Source organism: Porphyromonas sp. oral taxon 275 (assembly GCF_018127745.1).
Classification (GTDB): Bacteria; Bacteroidota; Bacteroidia; order Bacteroidales; family Porphyromonadaceae; genus Porphyromonas.
On sequence record NZ_CP072333.1, the window covers coordinates 442,141 to 463,269 of the forward strand.

General features: G+C 60.2%; 13 protein-coding genes and 2 rRNA genes. 5 read left to right on the forward strand and 10 right to left on the reverse strand.

The genetic code is table 11. The features are described from left to right. Positions 1 to 138: 138 nt before the first annotated feature. Positions 139 to 3,029 (forward strand): 23S ribosomal RNA (locus tag J4862_RS01660). Positions 3,030 to 3,112: 83 nt separating this feature from the next. Beyond that, a 5S ribosomal RNA gene (gene rrf / locus J4862_RS01665) occupies positions 3,113 to 3,221 on the forward strand. A 1,140-nt stretch (positions 3,222 to 4,361) separates the two neighbouring features. Here rrf and J4862_RS01670 read toward each other — a convergent pair. The 5 genes from J4862_RS01670 to J4862_RS01690 all read right to left on the reverse strand — a co-directional run bounded on the left by J4862_RS01670 (position 4,362) and on the right by J4862_RS01690 (position 9,827). Further along, on the reverse strand, positions 4,362 to 5,429 hold the full coding sequence (locus J4862_RS01670) for an AAA family ATPase (RefSeq protein ID WP_211789012.1): 1,068 nt from the start codon (positions 5,427 to 5,429) through the stop codon (positions 4,362 to 4,364). Between the two features lie 263 nt (positions 5,430 to 5,692). After that, the gene (gene pgl, locus J4862_RS01675; RefSeq protein WP_211789013.1) at positions 5,693 to 6,391 is read right to left on the reverse strand and encodes a 6-phosphogluconolactonase; all 699 of its coding nucleotides are present in this window, start codon (positions 6,389 to 6,391) and stop codon (positions 5,693 to 5,695) included. Continuing rightward, positions 6,388 to 7,935, reverse strand: coding sequence for a glucose-6-phosphate dehydrogenase (gene zwf, locus J4862_RS01680; RefSeq protein ID WP_211789014.1), 1,548 nt, complete (start codon positions 7,933 to 7,935; stop codon positions 6,388 to 6,390). Before zwf ends, pgl begins: the two co-directional genes overlap by 4 nt. An 11-nt stretch (positions 7,936 to 7,946) precedes the next feature. After that, complete coding sequence (gene gnd / locus J4862_RS01685; protein ID WP_211789015.1) at positions 7,947 to 9,413, reverse strand: decarboxylating NADP(+)-dependent phosphogluconate dehydrogenase; 1,467 nt, start codon at positions 9,411 to 9,413, stop codon at positions 7,947 to 7,949. A 48-nt stretch (positions 9,414 to 9,461) separates the two neighbouring features. Further along, positions 9,462 to 9,827, reverse strand: a complete 366-nt coding sequence (locus J4862_RS01690; protein WP_211789016.1) for a DUF1304 domain-containing protein — start codon at positions 9,825 to 9,827, stop codon at positions 9,462 to 9,464. A gap of 644 nt (positions 9,828 to 10,471) precedes the next feature. Here J4862_RS01690 and J4862_RS01695 point away from each other — a divergent pair. Both J4862_RS01695 and dnaJ read left to right on the forward strand, forming a co-directional pair. Beyond that, positions 10,472 to 11,050 (forward strand): nucleotide exchange factor GrpE, encoded by a 579-nt coding sequence (locus J4862_RS01695; RefSeq protein WP_211789017.1) that lies wholly within the window; start codon positions 10,472 to 10,474, stop codon positions 11,048 to 11,050. 17 nt (positions 11,051 to 11,067) lie between these two features. After that, on the forward strand, positions 11,068 to 12,225 hold the full coding sequence (dnaJ, locus tag J4862_RS01700; protein ID WP_211789018.1) for a molecular chaperone DnaJ: 1,158 nt from the start codon (positions 11,068 to 11,070) through the stop codon (positions 12,223 to 12,225). A gap of 213 nt (positions 12,226 to 12,438) precedes the next feature. On the opposite strand, the gene J4862_RS01705 is transcribed toward dnaJ, so the two are convergent. The 5 genes from J4862_RS01705 to guaA all read right to left on the reverse strand — a co-directional run bounded on the left by J4862_RS01705 (position 12,439) and on the right by guaA (position 19,842). Further along, positions 12,439 to 14,085: a diphosphate--fructose-6-phosphate 1-phosphotransferase gene (locus J4862_RS01705; RefSeq protein ID WP_211789019.1), complete on the reverse strand. Its 1,647-nt coding sequence runs from the start codon at positions 14,083 to 14,085 to the stop codon at positions 12,439 to 12,441. A gap of 54 nt (positions 14,086 to 14,139) precedes the next feature. Next, the gene (locus J4862_RS01710; protein WP_211789020.1) at positions 14,140 to 16,473 is read right to left on the reverse strand and encodes a helix-turn-helix domain-containing protein; all 2,334 of its coding nucleotides are present in this window, start codon (positions 16,471 to 16,473) and stop codon (positions 14,140 to 14,142) included. A gap of 221 nt (positions 16,474 to 16,694) precedes the next feature. Next, positions 16,695 to 17,357: a trimeric intracellular cation channel family protein gene (locus J4862_RS01715; RefSeq protein ID WP_211789021.1), complete on the reverse strand. Its 663-nt coding sequence runs from the start codon at positions 17,355 to 17,357 to the stop codon at positions 16,695 to 16,697. A 12-nt stretch (positions 17,358 to 17,369) separates the two neighbouring features. Then, positions 17,370 to 18,137: a 3-methyl-2-oxobutanoate hydroxymethyltransferase gene (gene panB, locus J4862_RS01720; RefSeq protein ID WP_249107457.1), complete on the reverse strand. Its 768-nt coding sequence runs from the start codon at positions 18,135 to 18,137 to the stop codon at positions 17,370 to 17,372. A 184-nt stretch (positions 18,138 to 18,321) separates the two neighbouring features. Continuing rightward, positions 18,322 to 19,842 (reverse strand): glutamine-hydrolyzing GMP synthase, encoded by a 1,521-nt coding sequence (guaA, locus tag J4862_RS01725; protein ID WP_211789023.1) that lies wholly within the window; start codon positions 19,840 to 19,842, stop codon positions 18,322 to 18,324. Between the two features lie 503 nt (positions 19,843 to 20,345). Here guaA and J4862_RS01730 point away from each other — a divergent pair. Next, entirely contained in the window at positions 20,346 to 21,116 is a 771-nt protein-coding gene (locus tag J4862_RS01730) for a glycosyltransferase family 2 protein (protein ID WP_211789024.1), read from the forward strand. The last annotated feature ends 13 nt before the right edge of the window (positions 21,117 to 21,129 follow it).

The following is a 21,129-nucleotide window of genomic DNA, read 5'->3' on the forward strand; positions in this document are numbered from 1 at the left end:
ACGAGAAGCGATTCTCCTTAGATAGCTAAAAGCGATCATTGACATACTTGATAAAAACAAACGAGAAAACAACGTAGAGCATATTAAATAAGTTAGTATACAACCTGGATGCGGATGGGTAACCTGAAGCATCTTAGGCGCAAAAACAGATAAGGGCAGACGGTGGATGCCTAGGCTCTCGGAGGCGACGAAGGACGTGATAAGCTGCGATAAGCTACGGGGATCGGCACATACGAATTGATCCGTAGATTTCCGAATGGGGCAACCCGGCATGTAGAAGACATGTCACACTGCAGAGCAGTGAGCGAACGTGGGGAACTGAAACATCTAAGTACCCATAGGAGAAGAAAACAAAAGTGATTCCCTTAGTAGTGGCGAGCGAACGGGGAACAGCCCAAACCGTGCTTGTTTCGGCAAGCACGGGGTTGTAGGACTCCGTCATATGAAGACAAGACTAGGAGAAAGGTCTGGAAAGGCCTGCCATAGAACATGACAGCTGTGTATCCGAAAGTTTTAGTTGGAGTTAGGAGTATCCTGAGTAGCGCGGGACACGTGAAATCCTGTGTGAATCTGCGGGGCCCATCCCGTAAGGCTAAATACTCCCGAGAGACCGATAGTGAACCAGTACCGTGAGGGAAAGGTGAAAAGAACCTCGAACAGAGGAGTGCAATAGATCCTGAACCCGTCTGCCTACAAGCGGTAGGAGCAGCCATTGGCTGTGACTGCGTGCCTTTTGCATAATGAACCTACGAGTTACTTTCTCTGGCAAGGTTAAGTGATGAGGAGTCACGTGAGCCGAAGCGAAAGCGAGTCTGAATAGGGCGGATAGTCAGAGGGAGTAGACGCGAAACCAAGTGATCTACCCTTGGTCAGGTTGAAGGTTGGGTAAAACCAACTGGAGGACCGAACCGGTAAGCGTTGAAAAGCTTTCGGATGAACTGAGGGTAGGGGTGAAAGGCTAATCAAACTTGGAGATAGCTCGTACTCCCCGAAATGCATTTAGGTGCAGCCTGTGGAGTTTCTTGTGTGAGGTAGAGCGACTGATTGGATGCGAGGCTTTCACCGGCTATCAAGTCCAGACAAACTCCGAATGCACACAAGTTAGATCCATGGAGTGAGGGCATGGGTGCTAAGGTCCATGTCCGAGAGGAGAAGAATCCAGACCATCGGCTAAGGTCCCGAAATAATAGCTAAGTTGACCAAACGAAGTCAGAGTGCTAAGACAGCTAGGATGTTGGCTTGGAAGCAGCCATTCATTTAAAGAGTGCGTAACAGCTCACTAGTCGAGTGCTTTGGCGTGGATAATAATCGGGCATAAGCTATTTACCGAAGCTGTGGGATATGAAAATATCGGTAGGGGAGCATTCTAGCGGCGTAGAAGGTTTGAGGACAACTCAGGCTGGAGCTTCTAGAAAAGCAAATGTAGGTATAAGTAACGATAAAGGAGGTGAGAAACCTCCTCGCCGAAAGACTAAGGTTTCCTGATCAACGCTAATCGGATCAGGGTTAGTCGGGGCCTAAGGGGACAGCCGAACGGCGCACCCGATGGACGAACCGGTTAATATTCCGGTACTAATTATGTGAGCGATGTGGAGACGGAGATGTGACGGTCCTGCCAGCTGACGGAATAGCTGGTTGAAGGGTGTAGGCGATGATCGGGGTAGGCAAATCCGCCCTGAGAGCTGAACCTGACAGTACGCTGAGTGCTTGCACGAGGTGATATGGACAGAGTAACGGCGCTCCCAAGAAAATCCGCTAAGCATATTGCATGATTACCCGTACCATAAACCGACACAGGTGGTTGGGTTGAGTATACTAAGGCGCTCGAGTGATTCGCGGTTAAGGAACTAGGCAAAATGGTTCTGTAACTTCGGGAAAAAGAACGCTCACTCTAAAGGTGAGCCGCAGAGAATAGGCCCAGGCGACTGTTTAACAAAAACACATGGCTATGCTAAATCGAAAGATACTGTATATAGCCTGACACCTGCCCGGTGCTGGAAGGTTAAGAGGAGATGTCATCGCAAGAGAAGCATTGAATTGAAGCCCCAGTAAACGGCGGCCGTAACTATAACGGTCCTAAGGTAGCGAAATTCCTTGTCGGGTAAGTTCCGACCTGCACGAATGGTGTAACGATCTGGGTACTGTCTCAACCGCGAGCTCGGTGAAATTGTAGTATCGGTGAAGATGCCGATTACCCGCAACGGGACGAAAAGACCCCGTGAACCTTTACTATAGCTTTGCATTGGATTTGGGTAACAAATGTGTAGGATAGGCCGGAGACTATGAATCGGGTACGCCAGTATTCGTGGAGTCGCCGTTGAAATACGGCCCTTTTGTTATTTGGGTTCTAACTCGCGGATGCGAGGACATTGCATGGTGGGTAGTTTGACTGGGGTGGTCGCCTCCAAAAGAGTAACGGAGGCTTCTAAAGGTACCCTCAGACCGATTGGTAACCGGTCGTAGAGTGTAATGGCACAAGGGTGCTTGACTGGGAGACTAACAAGTCGCACAGGTAGGAAACTAGAGCATAGTGATCCGGTGGTTCCGTATGGAAGGGCCATCGCTCAAAGGATAAAAGGTACTCCGGGGATAACAGGCTGATCGCTCCCAAGAGCTCATATCGACGGAGCGGTTTGGCACCTCGATGTCGGCTCGTCACATCCTGGGGCTGGAGAAGGTCCCAAGGGTTGGGCTGTTCGCCCATTAAAGTGGCACGCGAGCTGGGTTCAGAACGTCGTGAGACAGTTCGGTCTCTATCTGTTGTGGGCGTTTGAGATTTGAGGGGGCCTGACACTAGTACGAGAGGACCGTGTTGGACGAACCGCTGGTCTATCGGTTATACCGCCAGGTGTAGTGCCGAGTAGCTACGTTCGGTTGAGATAAGTGCTGAAAGCATCTAAGTACGAAGCTTGCCTCAAGATTAGATCTCATTATAAGGGTGGTTAAAGACGATGACCTTGATAGGCTACAGGTGTAAAGATGGTGACATCAAAGCCGAGTAGTACTAATAGCCCGAAAGTTTTTGCGCGCGTGGTTGTATACCGACTTAGCGCTACGGTGGTGAGTATCGGATGTTTTTATCAAGTCAATGATTGTCTAGATATTGAGATATTTAGGTGGTTATAACGTTGGGGTTCCACCTCTTCCCATTCCGAACAGAGAAGTTAAGCCCAATTGTGCCGATGGTACTGCGAAAGTGGGAGAGTAGGTAGCCGCCATTTTAGGATGAGCGGGTGTGATTGCAGAAGCGATCGCACCCGCTCTTTTTTTGTGCCCTGCTGCCAGCTGGCACTCAGCTCACCCCACAAGGGCGGCAGAGCTTCCTACTAACAGCGTCGCCACTTACTATCTACTACACCTGCCCTGCTCCGCCGCAGAAGCAAAACCACCTCAGACCGTGCATCGACCGAGCTGCCAGCCGGCACACGCCGCTTACCCCCTTGCCTAAATCAGTCAGTAGCTTAGGGGGAGCAGGCCTGCTAACCTTGCCCAAGTCTATTTCCCTATTCGCGGGACAGGCGTCGTTAGTTTAGCACGAGCCTACTCGTTCGCCTTACCTAAGTGCAGGCTTCTCTTCGCAGGATGTGCGCCGTCAGTCTAGCGCATACCAGCCGCCACTCGACTGCTCCCCTGTCGTCAGCTGTGCCCGCCCGCCCTTCCCAAGTTTGTCTTAGCTCGCCTGTCATTCGGGGGGAGGCGGGCTTTTAGTTTAACGTAAGGCTGCCGACACATATCCGTACACTCTGCCTCCGCAGTCCTTGCAGGGCTCCTTTAGCTTGGGATACAGCTGCCCTGCTTGTTGCTTGTAAGACCATTTGTTGACGCTCCGCACAGCACTAGACCTTCGGGCAGCTCCCGCCTGCATGGATGGGGAGGGCGCGCTGCTCGGAGCTCTGGGTAGCGTTTGGAGGGCTTGTCTGAACCACGGAGACACAGAGCCTTTAAGCCTACTTACTGCCTTGGGAGGCGCGGGCTAGTGACCGAAATCATGCCGCTTGGGGGCGGCAGCGGGGCTAGCTCTCAGTTTGGGGATAGGTATTCGTTTAGGGGGGAAAGGTGTGTTTGTGGTGAAGGGGGGGCTGGCGGAGCTTCTTGCCTTGGGTAGACCAGCTCTGTGTCGCCTTAATTAGGGCGGTAAGCGGTAGGGGGAGCGGGAAGGTATGACGATAGGTAAAGAATAGCTCAGCCCCAGCGTGGTAGCGCTGGGGCTGAGCTATTGATTCCAGTCAGGTGGGGAGGTACTAGGCTTAGAGATCGCTCTAGACTCCGGCGACAAGGCGGGCAAGCGGGACAGAAAAAGAGAGCCCCCAGCGCGGTAGCGCTGGGGGCTCTCTTTTTGGCTTTGGTCTAGCGGGGAGGGGCTAGAGGCGGCGGTAGTCGGGGTCGTCGGTGATCTCGCGGACGACTTCGATGAAGGGGGGGAACTTGACCTCCAGCTCGGGGGCGCAGGAGAGCTCGAGGATCTGATGGTCAGACTTGGGGACGATGAAGTCATCGACCTCGAAGTACTGCTTGGCCCAGACAAAGTTGCGGCGCAGCTTGTGCACGACCTCGGAGGCGGGTACGGAGCTGAGGTAGGAGAGGTATTCGTCGGGCCCGATCTGACGCTCGGTGATGATGGACTGCGACTCGATGGGGCTCTTGCGCGTCATGAAGTAGACGTAGTTGCCCCGCAGGCCGCGCTTGCGGATGCGGACGCTGGAGCCGTCCTCCAGGTCGATATAGGCCTGGTAGAGGTCGGTCTCTACGCCATAGGGGATCTGTCCCGTGACGCGTACGAGGAAGCGGCGGCGTACGTCGGTGAAGGTGGAGGGGTCATCGCCTAGCGTCTCGTGGATGGCGTTCAGCACGTGCTGGATCTTCTCCTGGAAGTCGACGTTGTTCTCCACGATGTGCAGTTGAGGGTGGCCCGTCCAAGCCTTGAGGATGCGGGAGTCGAGGTCGCGTGCTTCGTCGATGGTCTCGTGGCGGGCGGCGTTGGTCTCCAGCGTGTAGAATTCCTCGGCGCCCTGAGCGGCCGTGACCATGTGGATGACGGCATCGTAGCGGGCATCGCGCAGCTTGATCTCCGAGAGGCTGAGCTCGTCGAGGATGGCCTGCCACATGGTGCGCTCCATATAGTTGGAGATGTCCATGGTGCCGCGGTCGGAGATGATGATGACGGGCTGCGAGGCGGCGTGGGCCAGCTCGAGGAAGGTATCCTCCATCTGCAGCTGGTACTTCATCACGGCCTTCTCGATATTGTAGAAGTACTGCCTATCGGGTGTGCCGAAGTTGATCGAGGCATTGCTGAAGAGCGTGGGCGTCTCGGGGAGGGCATAGACGAGGTAGCCGAGGTCGCTGAAGTGCTCGATGATCTGAGCCAGCGCGGTCGTCTTGCCAGCGCAGGGGCCCCCAGTAAGGGCGATGCGCGTGATGTTCTTATTCATCTATAGGTGTGGTGTATTCTTGCTTTTGCGCCGCAAAGATACGGCGACTTGGCGAGACCTTCGGCCTCACGTCGCGGCCTCGCTATCAGCGTGATGGCTGGGGTTCGGGGAAGGGCGGCCCTTTGCTGTGGAAGGAGGCGGCTGGGAGGCTGCTTTTAGCTCCGTCCTATGGGGGATAGGCTTAGGGGAGGGCACGAGTAAGGCCGCACGGCAGCGCTCGGGAGAGAGGCGGTACCGTGCGGCCTTATGCGTAGGGTGAAGCGCTAGAGCTCGACGTCGGTGTAGACGGCGATGTCGTGGCGGTGTCGGAGGATGTAGTCGGCGGGGTAAGCCTTCGCCTCAGGGGTCTTCGCGGCGATGGCGCGCAGGATGGGCGCCTTCTTCTCGCCCGTAGCGTGGAAGAGCAGCTGTCGCGCCGCCAGGATCGTGGGACCCGTCATCGCTACGCGTGGCTGCCCCTTGGGGCTGATGCCTACGGCGTAGGGCTGCTCGGTCTTCAGTAGCTCCATCTGATGGGGGAAGATGGAGGAGGTGTGGCCGTCATCCCCGAGGCCGAGGATGATGACATCGAAGACGGGATAGTTCCCATCGAAGGGCAGCTCCGCTCCGACGAGCCAGGAGTAGTCCTTGGCCTCACGCTCGGGATCATTCTCTCCTGCTATGCGGTGCACCTGATCCTTGGGGATGGGCACGTGGTCGAGGAGGGTGGCCTTGGTCATCCCGTAGTTGCTCTCGGGATCGGTGGGGGGCACACAGCGCTCATCGACCCAGTAGAGGTGCACCTTGTCCCAGCGCACGGCGCTGCGGAGGGGCTCCTCAGCTAGCAGCTCGAAGAGCAGGCGCGGCGTGCTGCCGCCCGAGACGGCGATGTGGGCCCAGCCGCGCTCGGAGGGACGGACGAAGGCTTCCTTGGCTACGGCGCGGGCGACTTCCTCGGGCGTAGCGTAGTGGTTGATGATCATAGTTCGCAGTAGAGCTCGGAGTTGGTGAGGTTGCGGCAGGGGTTGGTCCAGCTGTGGTCACGCTCGATGATGGCGTCACTCTGCTTGGGCCCCCAGGTACCTGCGGGATAGCCGTAGAGGGGGAAGTCCTCATCCTGCCAGAGGCGTAGGATGGGGTCGAAGAAGCGCCAGCTCATCTCGACCGCATCGCTGCGGGTGAAGAGCGTGGAGTCCCCGAGCATGCAGTCCTCGAGGAGGCGCGAATAGGCATCCCCTGAGGCCAGACCCCCGAGCTGATCGTAGGTGAAGTCCATGGAGACGCGCTTGACCTCAAAGCCCGAGCCGGGCACCTTGGCTGCGAACTTGAGGGCGATCCCCTCGTCGGGCTGGATGCGGATGATCAGCTGGTTGGGCACGGCCTGCCCGTCGCTGTCGGTGAACATCTTGTGGGGCGTGGGCTTGAAGTGGACGACGATCTCCGTGACCTTGGTAGGCATCATCTTCCCCGTGCGGATGTAGAAGGGGACACCCTGCCAGCGCCAGTTGTCGATGTAGAGCTTCATCCCGACGAAGGTCTCGGTACGGCTGTCGACGGGTACCTTGTCCTCCTCGCGGTAGCCACGATGGTGCTCGCCGCGCCACTCGCTCTCGGTGTACTGGCCGCGGATCACGCGGCGGCGTACCTCGGCGTCGGTCATGGGGCGGAAGGACTGGTAGACCTTCACGACCTCGTTGCGGAAGAGGTCGGCATTGAACTGTACGGGGGGCTCCATCGCCGTCAGCGCTACGAGCTGCGCCAGGTGGTTCTGCACCATGTCGCGCAGTGCGCCCGTCTGGTCGTAGAAGCCGCCACGGCTCTCGATGCCCATGTTCTCCACGGCGGTGATCTCTACGCGCTCGATGTAGTTGCGGTTCCACAGCGGCTCGAAGATCCCGTTGGCAAAGCGCAGCGCCATGATGTCCTGCACCGTCTCCTTACCGAGGAAGTGGTCGATGCGGTAGAGCTGATGCTCCTCGAAGCCACGGCGGTAGATCTCGTTGAGCTCCAGGGCGGAGGCGAGGTTGTAGCCGAAGGGCTTCTCGATGACGATGCGGCGGATGGCGGGCTGGCCTGCGGCATTGAGCTCTTCGTTGAGCCCGACGCTCATCAGGTGCTGCGGCACGACGCCGTAGAGGGAGGGCGGCGTGGAGAGATAGTAGATATAGTTGCCGGGGTTGTCGATCTCGGCATCCAGCTCCTCGAGGCGTGCCTTGAGGGCAGGGTAGTCCTCAGCCTTAGCCGGGTCGATGGCCAGATAATGGACGCTGGAGAGGAACTGCTCGGCTAGCGACGCGTCGTACTCGCCCGCGGCTAGGTACTGCTGCAGGGCGCTGTCGAGGTGCGGGCGGTAGCTGGCATCGTCGTAGGCGGTGCGGCCGAGCCCTAGGACGGCAAAGCGCTGGGGGAGCTTGCCCTGCTTGAAGAGCTGGTAGAGCGAAGGGATGAGCTTGCGCTTGGTGAGGTCACCCGAGCCGCCGAAGATGGCGAGGACGAGGCTCTCAGGCTTGGTGTGTGCTGTCTGCATCGTGCGCTCCTTTAGACATTATAGGTAGTGGAGGAGGTGTCGCTGCCGCGGCCCGTCCAGTTCTCGTGGAAGAACTCGCCGCGGGGGCGGTCGGTGCGCTCGAAGGTATGGGCGCCGAAGTAGTCACGCTGGGCCTGCACCATGTTGGCGGGCAGACGGCGGCTGGTCAGCGAGAGGAAGTAGTTGAGCGCAGCGGAGAAGGCCGGTACCGAGCACTCATGCTCGAGGGCGCTGGCGACAGTACGCAGCCAGTCGGCCTTAGCCTCCTTGATCTCCTGCTGGAAGAAGGGTGCCAGCAGTAGGTTGGGTAGGGCGCTATCCGCCTCATAGGCTGCGGCGATGTCGCCGAGGAAGGCCGAGCGGATGATGCAGCCATTGCGCCAGATGCGGGCGATGGAGGCGAGGTCAAGCGCCCAGTCGCGACTGCGTGAGGCCTCCGCCAGCAGCGCGAAGCCCTGCGCGTAGGATACGATCTTGGAGGCGTAGAGGCTCTGCTCGAGGGCCTTGGTCTCACGCTCGCCGAAGGAGGCGATACGCTCCGTGCTGCGGGGATAGGCCTCGGCAGCCTCGGCACGTAGCTCTACCGTCGAGGAGAGGCTACGCTCGTAGACGGCGGTAGCGATCAGGCCGAGCGGCTGACCGAACTCCAGCGAGTTGATCACCGACCACTTGCCCGTCCCCTTCTGCCCTGCGGCGTCGAGGATCTTATCGATGAGGTAGTCGCCTGTGCTCTCGCGGTGCGCTAGGATCTCGGCGCTGATCTCGACGAGGTAGCTGGAGAGCTTGCCCGCATTCCACTGGGCGAAGATCGCGGCCATCTCCTCGTTGGTCTTGCCTGCCACGCGGCTCAGATAGCCGTAGGCATCAGCGATGAGCTGCATATCGCCGTACTCGATGCCATTGTGCACCATCTTGACGAAGTGCCCCGAGCCGCCTGCGCCGATCCAGGCACAGCAGGGCGTGCCGTCCTCGGCCTTAGCGGCGATCTTGGTGAAGATAGGCTCGATGCTGGGCCAGGCTTCCTTAGCTCCGCCAGGCATGATGGCGGGGCCATTGAGCGCACCCTCTTCGCCGCCCGAGATGCCACAGCCGACGAAGTGAATGCCGTGACTGCGCAGTTGTGCCTCGCGGCGCTCGGAGTCCTCCCAGTTGGAGTTGCCCCCGTCGATGACGATGTCGCCTGCCTCGAGGTAGGGCAGCAGCGCCTCGATGACGTAGTCTACGGGCTTACCGGCGCGGATCATCATCATGATCTTGCGTGGACGCTCGAGGGAGGCGACGAAGTCCTGAAGGTCGGTGAAGCCAAGGAAGTGCTTGCCAGCACCGCGGCCCTCCATGAAGTGCGCGACGACCTCGGCCTCGGCGCCCTCAGCGCGATTGTATACGGAGACTTGGAATCCATTACGCTCCATGTTGAGCGCGAGGTTCTCACCCATTACCGCTAGGCCTATGAGGCCGATGTCTGATTTCTTGTTCATATGCTTGTTGTCTTTGCTTGTGTCTGTTGCTTGTGCTCGTTCCTTATCCTAGCTCAGCAGGAGGCTGAGGAGGGCAAGGGCTGCGGGCAGTCCTTGCTTGAGGAGGATGCTCGGCGAGGAGCGCAGGGCGCCGAAGGTCGCCGCGATGAGGACGCAGCTGAGGAAGAAGCTCTGTACGCGTAGCGCCCAGAGCGGGTCTGCGATGCAGAGCCCCCAGATGAGGCCCGCGGCGAGGAAGCCGTTGTAGAGGCCTTGGTTGGCAGCTAGGCCCTTGGTCTGCTCGAAGAGTTCGTCGGGCAGCGCCCCGCGGAAGACTTCGCGCCCCTTGCTGGTCCAGGCGACCATCTCGATCCATAGGATGTAGCTATGCTCTAGCGCGACCAGCGCGACGAGTATGAGGGAGAGTGTCTGCATGAGGGTCTCTATATATATAATGTAGGGGCGCTGGGGCGCCCGCGTGGGGATTAGGCCCTTTTACCGAACAAGTCTCCCCGCGCTATAGTTCGATCGCTGCCCGATCCATGCCTTAGTCTAAGCGCTGTCCCTCAGCCGCTCGCCGCGCTTGGCCTAGCCTCTGAGCTGGGGCTGATGAGTCACTTGGCGGGGGCGCATCAGTCCTTTGTCGAGCGAAGATACTGATGAGGCTGAGAAAAGTAATATAATAATTGAAGAAATATTATATAACTTTCCGACAAAAGTAATATAACTTTTGGCAGAATATTATATAACTTTCCGCCAATTATTATATAACTTTTCCCGAAATATTATATTACTTCTCGACGAATATAATATAAGTTCTCCCGAGATATGATATAAGTTCGCTCGTGATATGATAGTATTTTGCTCGGAGTGATAAGGCACTTCGCTCGCTCACTCCATACACTTAGTGCGCTGAGCTTAGTCCCTTGGCGTAGCCTGACGAAGCAGGGGGCGGCGTGCACTGTGGTATCATCTTTGCCTCTTAGAGGATGAGCGCCAGGCGGATGTACGCCCTTCGGGGGCGCGCTTAGCCCTATGCGCCGACGTCAATAGATTAGTAAATAAGCAATTAAGATAATATGAGCGAAGAAATTAAGGACTGCCAGCAGGCAGAAGAGCAGGGACTGGAACAGTCATTTTGTCAGACTGAGGCGGCAGCGTCCGCAGCCGAAGAGGCTAATCTGTCAGCCGAGGATGGCAGTCAGCCCAGCACTGAGGAGCAGCTACAGCAGGAGCTGGAGCGCCTCAAGGATACGCATCTGCGCTTGGTAGCCGAGTACGATAACTTCCGCAAGCGCACGCTCAAGGAAAAGAGCGAGCTCATCCGCAACGGCGGAGAGAAGGTGCTCACGGAGCTGCTTCCCGTCGTCGATGACCTCGACATCGCGCTGCAGAACCTCGATAAGGCTAGCGACCTGGAGGCCCTCAAGGAGGGCATGCACCTCATCCACGCCAAGTTCGTCGACTACCTCTCGCGTCAGGGCGTCAAGGCCATCGAGACCGAGGGAGCAGCCTTCGACGACGAGCTGCATGAGGCCATCGCGCTACTCCCCGCGGCAGCAGAGGAGCAGAAGGGCAAGATCATGGACTGCGTCAAGAAGGGCTATAAGCTCCATGACAAGGTACTGCGTCATGCCTCGGTAGTCGTCGGTCAGTAAGGAGAAAGGAATAGATCATGGCAGCAAAGAGAGATTACTACGAGATACTTGGGGTGAGCAAGGGCGCTTCGGCCGATGAGCTGAAGAAGGCCTATCGCAAGCTCGCCATCAAGTACCACCCCGACAAGAACCCTGGGGATAAGGAGGCCGAGGAGAAGTTCAAGGAGCTGGCCGAGGCCTATGACGTGCTGAGCGACCCCGACAAGCGCCAGCGCTACGATCAGTTCGGTCATGCCGGTGTCGGTAGCAGTGCTGCTAGCGGCGGCGCTGGAGGCTTCGGCGGCGGCATGAGCATGGAGGATATCTTCAGCCGCTTCGGCGACCTCTTCGGCGGTGGCGGCTTTGACTTCGGAGGCTTTGGTGGCTTCGGTGGCGGTGGCGGCGGACGTCAGGTCATCCGCGGCTCGGACCTCCGCGCCCGTGTACGCCTCACGCTCGAGGATATCGAGAAGGGCGTGGAGAAGAAGCTCAAGATCAAGAAGAATGTCGCCTGCTCGCACTGCGGCGGCGAAGGAACCTCCGACCCCAATGGCAAGCAGACCTGCGGTACCTGTCACGGTACGGGCTCGGTCGTCACGGCACAGCGCAGCCTCTTCGGTATGGTGCAGACGCAGAGCGTATGCCCTACCTGTGAGGGGACGGGCGAGGTGATCACCAAGCCCTGTAGCTACTGTAAGGGTCAGGGGACGCAGATCGGCGAGGAGCTGGTCAGCTTCCGCATCCCTGCTGGCGTGCAGGAGGGTATGCAGCTGACGGTCTCGGGCAAGGGGAACGCTGCTCCGCGTGGCGGCATTCCTGGTGACCTACTCGTCCTGATTCAGGAAGAGGAGGATCCCAATCTGATCCGTAACGGCAGCGACCTCATCTACAACCTGCTCGTCTCCATCCCTATGGCGGCGCATGGTGGATCGGTCGAGGTGCCTACCATCGGCGGTAAGGCGCGCGTCAAGATTGCCCCGGGCACGCAGCCAGGCAAGGTACTGCGTCTGCGCGGCAAGGGCCTGCCCTCGGTCAATGGCTATGGGAAGGGCGACCTCTTGGTCAATGTCAATGTCTTCATCCCCAAACTCAAGGAGGATGACGAAGCGCTGGCGGGGATGTCGGGAGAGGCCTTCCAGCCCACCGAAGAGGCTCGTCGCGAGATCGACAAGCACTACCGTCAGATGCTCCGCTAGTAGCCGCGCGGCGAGCTCGCTATGAGCTGCCGCTGCCGCTGAATATACAAGGCCGCCTTCCCCCAAAGGGAGGCGGCCTTGCTTTTAGGCAGAGCCTGCCTTACTCTAAGCTAAAAAAGAAGTCGTCCCCCACGCAGACCTCCGATAGCGGAGTAGCGTGGGGGACGGCTTTTGTATTAGGATCAGCCGAGCGGCTGAGTAGGGTAGGACGGCTTACTTAGCCTGCTCCAGAGCGAGCGTACGCGAAGGCTGGTCGCAGAGCTCAGGAGCACCGTAGAACTGGATAGGCCCGGGGTAGATGTAGCTCGTGTTCTTAGCCCACTCCTCGCGGTGTGCTGCGAAGAAGGCGAAGGGCTTGCCCTCGAGGTCTACCAGCGCCTTCTGGATCACAGGCTTCATCTCGCCGTGACGACGCTCCATGTTCATCATCATCGTGGTGGGGATACCGCCAGCGATCCACTCAGAGGCAGGAGCCGTGAGGTTCTGCACGGAGCTCATGTAGCCCGTGACCCCTGCGGCGATGAGGCAGGCTGCCGTACGACCGAGGGCGTAGCAGTAGTCAGCGTCGAAGTTGGAGGGCATAGCGCAGCGGCCTTCGTAGCCGAAGAAGTGCGTCAGGGGCGAGAACTTGCCCGTGTAGCGACCCTCTGCCTTCCAGGCTGCGAGCTTGGTGCCGACCATCTCAGCCAGCAGCTTCTCCGTCTCGATGAGCGATACCTGGACGTTGCCGTGAGGGTCGCGGTCGAGCGTCAGCTGGCGAGCTACCGTAGCGGGGAGGCTAGCGTAGAGCTCGGAGTTGTCCTTGCTGAGCTTGCTGATGATATAGGCACGCTGGTCGGCAGCGGCTACGGCGCGGAACTCTGCCTCGTGGTGTGCGAGGTAGTCGTTGAGCTCGGCGATGAGCGCCTTCATAGCAGGGACGAACTCGATGAGCCCCTCGGGGATGAGGACGGTACCGAAGTTCTCACCAGCGGCAGCACGCTGTGCTACGACCTCAGCGATGTAGGTGACGACGTCGTCGAGCGTGAGGCGCTTAGCCTCTACCTCTTCGCTGATGATAGCGACATTGGGCTGTACCTGCAGGGCGCACTCCAGGGCGATGTGCGAGGCCGAGCGACCCATCAGCTTGATGAAGTGCCAGTACTTGCGTGCCGAGTTACAGTCGCGCTGGATGTTACCGATGACTTCGCTGTAGACCTTAGTAGCGGTGTCGAAGCCGAAGGAGGTCTCGATCTGCTCGTTCTTCAGGTCGCCGTCGATCGTCTTGGGGCAGCCGATGACCTGGACGGGGGCACCGATAGCCTTGTAGTACTCAGCCAGGACGGCTGCGTTGGTATTGGAGTCGTCGCCGCCGATGATGACCAGGGCACGGATGTCGAGCTTCTTGAGGACCTCGAGCCCCTTGTCGAACTGCTCCTTCTCCTCGAGCTTGGTACGACCCGAGCCGATGATGTCGAAGCCACCCGTATTGCGGTACTCGTCGATGATCTCGGGCGTCAGCTCGATGTAGTTGTGCTTGACCAGTCCGTCAGGGCCCATGAGGAAGCCATAGAGACGGCTGTCGGGATGGATCTTCTTGATGCCATCGAAGATCCCTGCGATGACGTTGTGTCCACCTGGAGCCTGACCACCGGAGAGGATGACCCCTGCGTTGAGTGGCTGAGCTGCAGCGGCCTCGCTGCTGGTCTCAAAGACGAGCTTGGGCAGCCCGTAGGTGTTGGGGAAGAGCTGCTGGATAGCTTCCTGGTCGCTTACGCTCTTGGTTGCTTCACCGAGGACAGCCTTTACATTGCCCTCTAGAGCCTTGGGCAGCTTGGGCGCGTACTTGCCACGAGCCTGCTGCAGTGCACTTTTAGTCATTGATCGATTATTGTGTTGTTAATCCGAAGTTTGCTTCTGCAAAGGTCTGAAATTTTATTCAAATAGCCGCTGCTCAGCCAGCTCGCGAGCCTTAGCCTTGGCTGCTGCGACACGCTGACGATGGAGGAAGGCAGCGTGATAGAGGCGGAGCTCCTGATAGCTGTAGCTACCCTCGGTAGCCTCGTAGATTGCCTTGAAGCCCTGCTCGCCGCGCATGTGCTCGAAGTGCGGAGCGAGCTCGTCGTAGATCGCGGGCTTGATGCCCGCCTCGCGCTCGCTCAGTAGGCCGCGCTCCATCAGCTGGGCGATGTGCCCCGCGATGGTGGAGGGAGCGAGCTCGCGCGCCTTGGCGATCTGGTTGAGGCTCTTGCCTGAGCGGAGCAGTGCGAGGGTCTGCTCCTGGGTACTGACCTTGGGCTCGCCAGTCGTGGTAGCCTGCTCTTGCTTCGCGCCCTTACCCTTGCCGGCGCTGCCCTCCTTGCTCTCGGGGACGATGTAGGGCGTCTTGAACTCGCTGTAGATGCCCTCGAGCCAACGCTTGAGCCGCCCGTCGATGTCGAGCTGCTCCCGCAGGAGCGGCTGTCCAGCACGGAGGGCCTGCATGATGCCCTGGATGCGGAAGAGCCCGCGCAGCGTCTGGATCAGTTGGCCGTGCAGCTCGTCGAGCTCGGCCTGGAACTCCTTGACCTTGCGCATGCCTCTGACCTTGCGCTGTACCTCCAGCAGGCTCCGCATGACCTCACGCCAGCGGGGGACGAAGTAGGCTGCTGCCTCCTCGATGCGTAGGGCGACGGCCTCCAGCGCCCCCTCCCCGCTCGCCCAGAGCTGCTGCAGCTGCAGGACGAAGCGCTCGGCGATCTGATGGAGCTCCTCGATGGTGGCGCTCACCTCAGCTGCCCAGTCCCCGAAGCTGCTCTTGGCGCTGCGCTCGCTCTCTATATGGTAGCTGAAGGCGTGGGTGCGGAAGCGCTGGGCACAGCCAGCCCAGCGGAAGGCTGCGAGGGTCTGCTCCTGCCAGTAGTCACGCTGGGCGGATGAGAGGCAGTCGGCCAGCTGGCTGTCGCTGGCCGCAGTCCCCTCGTAGGCCAGCAGGCGTGAGGGTACCGCGATCTGATGCCCGCGGTCGAGCTCCGAGATGAGGATGAGCCCCTCGGGACTGCGTAGACGGGAGAGGGCTACGTAGGCTTGGCCCGAGGAGAAGACGGCCTCGAGGTCGATGGCCGCCCGCTCGAAGGTCAAGCCCTGACTCTTGTGTATGGTGATAGCCCACGCCAGGCGCAGCGGGTAGTGCTTGAAGGTGCCGATGACCTCGGGTTGCATGTCCCCCGTCTCCTCGTCGAGGCCGTAGCGCTCGTTGTGCCAGGTGTAGACGGGTGCCTCGATCACCTCGCCCGTCTCGAGGCGTAGCAGCAGCTCCTCGCCGCTCATCTCCTCCACGGTCGCTAGACTGCCGTTGTAGTAGCGGCGGGGCGTCTCGCTGTCGTTCTTGATGAGCATGACGCGCGTCCCGACCTTGAGCGAGAGCATGGGGTCGACGGGGTAGAGCTGCTCGGGGAAGTCGCCCGAGATCTGGGCGTGGTAGTCCTGATAGGCGCCGGGGAGCTCCTCGAGGGCGTGGCGGTTGATCTCCTCAGCCCGCTGATTGTGCGTCGTCAGGCAGACATAGCCCTCGGTGCGGCTGGGGTCGAAGCTGCGGCGCACACGGCTCTCCAGCCAGGCTCGCTCGCTGGGCGTCGTCTCATTGTAGCGCAGATGATTTAGCAGCGTCACGAAGCGCTGATCCTGCTGGCGGTAGACCTTCTCCAGCTGCACATGGATGGGTGGGTACTGCCTGAGCACCTGCGCGTCGAAGAAGAAGTTGCTCTCGTAGTAGAGCCGTAGTCGCTCCTGCTCCTGGGGCTTGACCACGGGGGGCAGCTGCAGCATATCCCCGATGAAGAGCAGCTGTACGCCGCCGAAGGGGAGGGGCGAGCGCCGCACGCTCCTCAGCAGCGTATCCACCATATCGAGGGTGTCGGCACGCAGCATACTCACCTCGTCGATGATCAGCAGCTCCATGGCCTGCAGCAGCCGCACCTTCTGCTCGCGTAGATGTACGTGGCGGCGTAGGGTGGCGGGGGTGACGAAGAGCTGCTGCCCCTGCTCGGGCAGCCGGGCGCTACTGTCGGGGATGAAGGTCCCCAGCGGCAGCTGGAGGAGCGAGTGCAGCGTCACGCCGCCTGCGTTGAGCGCAGCTATGCCCGTGGGGGCGGCGACGACACAGGCCTTGTAGGTCTCCTGGATGATCTGCCGCAGTAGAGTCGTCTTCCCCGTTCCCGCCTTCCCGGTGAGGAATATGTTGTGCTTGCTGTGGGCTATGAGCTGCTTGATATAGTCTTGTCGCTGCATCCTAGGGCTTGTGCTTGGTTTTGGGGACAAAGGTACGGCTTTGCGCTCGGGCGCTGGCTCCGCTGCTCTCGCGCATGCCGCAGGACTGCCGCAGCGAAGGGCGACGTGCCTTGGTTATGGCCAAGGCCTCGGGCTCGGCGACACCTTAGCCTATACCTTATATATAGGTAGGGCGTCATCACCCAGCGGGGATGACGCCCTAAGTTGTATCGGGGCTTCGGCTAGCCTTGCTCCTCCTCGTGCTCTATGGTCGAGGGGTCGAAGGTCGGCACCTTGATATGCAGGGCGACGGCCAGCACGCGGAAGAGGAGCACCGAGCAGGCCGAGATGAACTGCACCCACTCGATGGACATCCCCGTATAGTGCGCCAGCAGCACGTAGATCACTGCCCCGAGGAGGCAGGCCGAGGCGTAGAAGTCCGTGCGGAAGATCAGCGGCGTCTCGCTGATGAGGATGTCACGGATGAGCCCGCCGAAGGAGCCTGTCACCGTCCCCATGACGATGGCAACCCACCAGGGGAAGGCCGCGGCGTAGGACTTCGCTACCCCTACGACGACGAAGAGGCCGAGCCCCACGGCGTCGAAGAAGAAGAGCGAGTGATTGAGCCGCACCACGTGGCGCCTGAAGACTATGGTGAAGAGTAGCGCCAGCCCCGTGATGACGAGGTAGGAGGGCTGCACCAGCCAGAAGGGCTTGATGTCTAGGAGAATGTCGCGGATCGTCCCCCCGCCCACGGCCGTGACGAAGCCGACGACGTAGGCACCGAACCAGTCGAAGCCCTTAGCGGCCGCCAGTCGGATACCACTGATGGCAAAGGCAAGCGTGCCGAGGTAGTCGCACCAGTTGACGAAGTCGTTGACGTCAACGATTTGCTCAAGCTGCATGGCTGCTGGGGACTAATAGGACTCGTCGATCGTGGGGAAGCTGCGCTCCTTGACGGCAGCGATGTAGTCGCTCGTGGCCTGGCGTATGGCCGCGCCCACGGCACCGAAGCGGCGTAGGAACTTCGGGCTGAAGCTCTCCTCCATCCCGAGCATGTCCTGCGAGACCAGTACCTGACCATCTACATCTGCCCCCGCCCCGATGCCGATGACGGGGATGGAGAGCTGCTGGGCGATCATCGCCGCCAGGCGTGCAGGTACCTTCTCCAGCACGAGGGCGCAGCAGCCTGCACGCTCCAGTGCCTCGGCCTGCGACTGGATGGCGCTGGCCTGGGCGCTGTCGCGCCCCTGCAGGCGGTAGCCGCCGAGCTGGTGGACGGACTGGGGCGTCAGCCCGAGATGCCCGACCACGGGGATACCCACGGTGGTGAGCTGGCGCACGGTGTCGATGAGCTCGGGGGAGCCGCCCTCGAGCTTGAGGGCATCACAGCCCGTCTCCTTCATGATGCGGATAGCAGAGCTGAGGGCCTGCTGGGCGGAGACCTGATAGCTACCGAAGGGCATATCTACGACGACGAAGGCACGCCGCACCCCGCGCACGACGGAGGCGCCGTGGTAGATCATCTGGTCGAGGGTGATGGGTAGAGTGGTGCTGTGACCTGCCATGACATTGGCTGCGGAGTCCCCTACGAGGAGGATGTCCACACCCGCGCTATCGAGGAGGCGCGCCATGGTGTAGTCGTAGGCGGTGAGCATACTGATGAGCTCGCCCGACTGCTTCATCGTGGCGAGGCTATGTGTCGTGAGCTTCTTAGTCTCAGGCTGGTGTTGTGACACGTCTGTCTTACTTAGTTAGTACTTTATATCCTATTTATAAGCAGAGCGCATACCCCCGGCGTCCGAGTGGGACGCTAGGGGTATGCTGCTGTTCTGATCGATCTCTAGTTGGTACTGCGGCTACTAGCGCTTACTCCCACTCGATGGTGCTGGGTGGCTTGGAGGAGATATCGTAGACGACGCGGTTGACGCCGCGCACCTTATTGATGATCTCGCCCGAGACCTTCGCCAGGAACTCGTAGGGGAGGTGGGCCCAGTCGGCACTCATCGCGTCCGTGCTGGTGACAGCACGCAGTGCGATGGTGTACTCGTAGGTACGCTCATCACCCATCACGCCGACCGAGCGAATGGGCAGCAGGATGGCTCCTGCCTGCCAGACCTCGTCGTAGAGCCCCCACTGGCGCATCATCGTCATGTAGATGTCGTCGGCATTCTGGAGGATCTCCACCTTCTCAGCCGTGATCTCGCCCAGGATGCGGATGCCGAGGCCAGGGCCGGGGAAGGGCTGGCGCTTGATGAGGTGCTCCTGCATGCCCATCTCCAGGCCTACGCGGCGTACCTCGTCCTTGAAGAGCAGGCGCAGCGGCTCGACGAGCTTGAGCTTCATGCGCTCGGGCAGGCCGCCTACGTTGTGGTGGCTCTTGATGACCGTCCCCGTGATGCTGAGCGACTCGATGACGTCGGGGTAGATGGTGCCCTGACCGAGCCACTTGATGTCCTTGAGCTTGTGCGCCTCCTCATCGAAGACCTCGATGAAGCCGCGGCCGATGATCTTGCGCTTCTCCTCGGGGTCGGTGACGCCCTTCAGGGCGCTGAGGAACTTGTCCCGAGCATTGACGCCGATGACGTTCAGCCCCAGGTGCTCGTAGTCGCGCAGGACGCTCTCGAACTCGCCCTTGCGTAGCAGGCCGTGGTCGACGAAGATACAGGTGAGGTTCTTGCCAATGGCCTTGTGCAGCAGCACGGCCGTCACCGAGGAGTCGACACCGCCCGAGAGTGCGAGGATGACCTTGTCGTCGCCCAGCTGCGCTTGGAGCTCGGCCACCGTAGCCTCGACGAAGGAGGCAGGCGACCAGTTGCCCTTGATGCCCGTGAGCTCAAGGAAGTTGCCGAGCAACTTCGTCCCCTCCTCGGAGTGGAAGGCCTCGGGGTGGAACTGTACGCCCCAGGTATGCTCGCCGTCGATGCGGAAGGCCGCTGCGGGTACATCCTCCGTGCTGGCGATGATGCGGAAGCCCTTGGGCAGCGTCGTGATGGTATCGCCGTGCGACATCCATACGGTGCTGCCTGGGGTCAGTCCCTTCAGCAGCGGGTCGTTGGCATGGTGTAGCGTCAGGTGGGCACGTCCATACTCGCGGCTATCGCAGGGCTCTACCTGACCGCCAGCCTGATGGACGAGGCTCTGAGCGCCATAGCAGATGCCTAGCAGGGGGCGCTGGCCACGGATGGCTGCGAGCTCGGTGCGGAAGGCCTCCGCATCGTAGACCGAATAGGGGCTACCCGAGAGGATGATCCCCGCGATACCCGTGAGGTCCTGGGGGAGCTTGTTGTAGGGGACGATCTCACAGTAGGTATTGAGCTCTCTGAGGCGACGCCCGATGAGCTGTGTGGTCTGTGAGCCGAAGTCAAGGATGAGTATCTTCTCCTGCATAGTTGCTTCTGTTGGCTTACTCTGGTGGAACAATGTAACGCAAAGATACACATAAGGCCGCGGATGGCAAGTCTTCTGTCGGGCCGCAGGCTCAATCCACCTCACGAGCTAGGCGGGGCGGCGAGTGGGCGCCTTCGCCTAGGCGGCAGAGGGAGGCTCCGAATGGGGGCGAAGCCTCCGCAGTGAGGCGACGGGGTGCGGCGACTGCCTGCTCCCGCCTCCGTGAGGGATATCCCTCAGCGCGCTGACGGCTATCCCTCGCGTCCCTCACGGACGTCCCTCAGCCCTCTGACTGATATCCCTCACGGAGCCTCCCCCTATGGCCTCGCTTCGCTGGGGCTTATCCCAGCCTGCCTGCTCCTTCAGGATAGAGGAGGTGGGTGACGGCCTTGGCTCCTAGCCCCGAGCGGAGAGGCCAGGCGGCTCCAGCCTCGGGGGCGTACGCCCACGGCGTGGGGTGCACCTCCGCGCTCCGATCGGCTATTTCTTTGTAGCTTTGCTCCATGATGAATCAGCACGGAATATCGGTCATTATCCACACCTACAATGCGGAGCAGCACCTGGAGCGTGTGCTCCAGTCGGTCGCGGGCTTCGACGAGCTCATCGTCTGCGATATGGAGAGCACGGATGCGACACTCGCCATCGCCGAGCGGCATGGCTGCCGCATCCTCACCTTCCCGCGTGGGGAGCATAGGATCGCCGAGCCAGCCCGCCAGTTCGCCATCGACCGTGCCAGCTGTGACTGGATCCTGACCGTCGACGCCGACGAGCTCGTGAGCCCCGAGCTGCGGGACTACCTCTACGCGCATATCGCCTCGGAGCAGCCTGCCGCGGGGCTATATCTAGCGCGGCGCAACTACTTCATGGGGCGCTTCCTGCACGCAGCCTATCCCGACTACGTGCTGCGCTTCTTCCGCCGCGAGCAGACGACCTGGGCGCCCTATGTGCATACGCTGCCCGTAGTCGTCGGCGAGGTAGCGCACATCGACAAGCGGCGGTACGAGCTGGCGCTGGAGCATCTAGCCAACGACTCGGTCGCGGTCATCCTACGCAAGACCAACGACTACTCTGACAACGAGCAGATCAAGCGCTCGGGCAAGCGCTACGGCGTCGCGGCGCTCTTCCTGCGCCCGATGGTGCGCTTCACCAAGTCCTACTTCATCAAGGGGGGCTGCCGCGACGGCGTCCCTGGACTCATCCATGCCCTGCTGGACGGCGTCTACCAGCTGGTGATGGTGGCCAAGAACATCGAGCGTCGTCAGGGCAAGCCTTAGCCTAGCGCCTTGT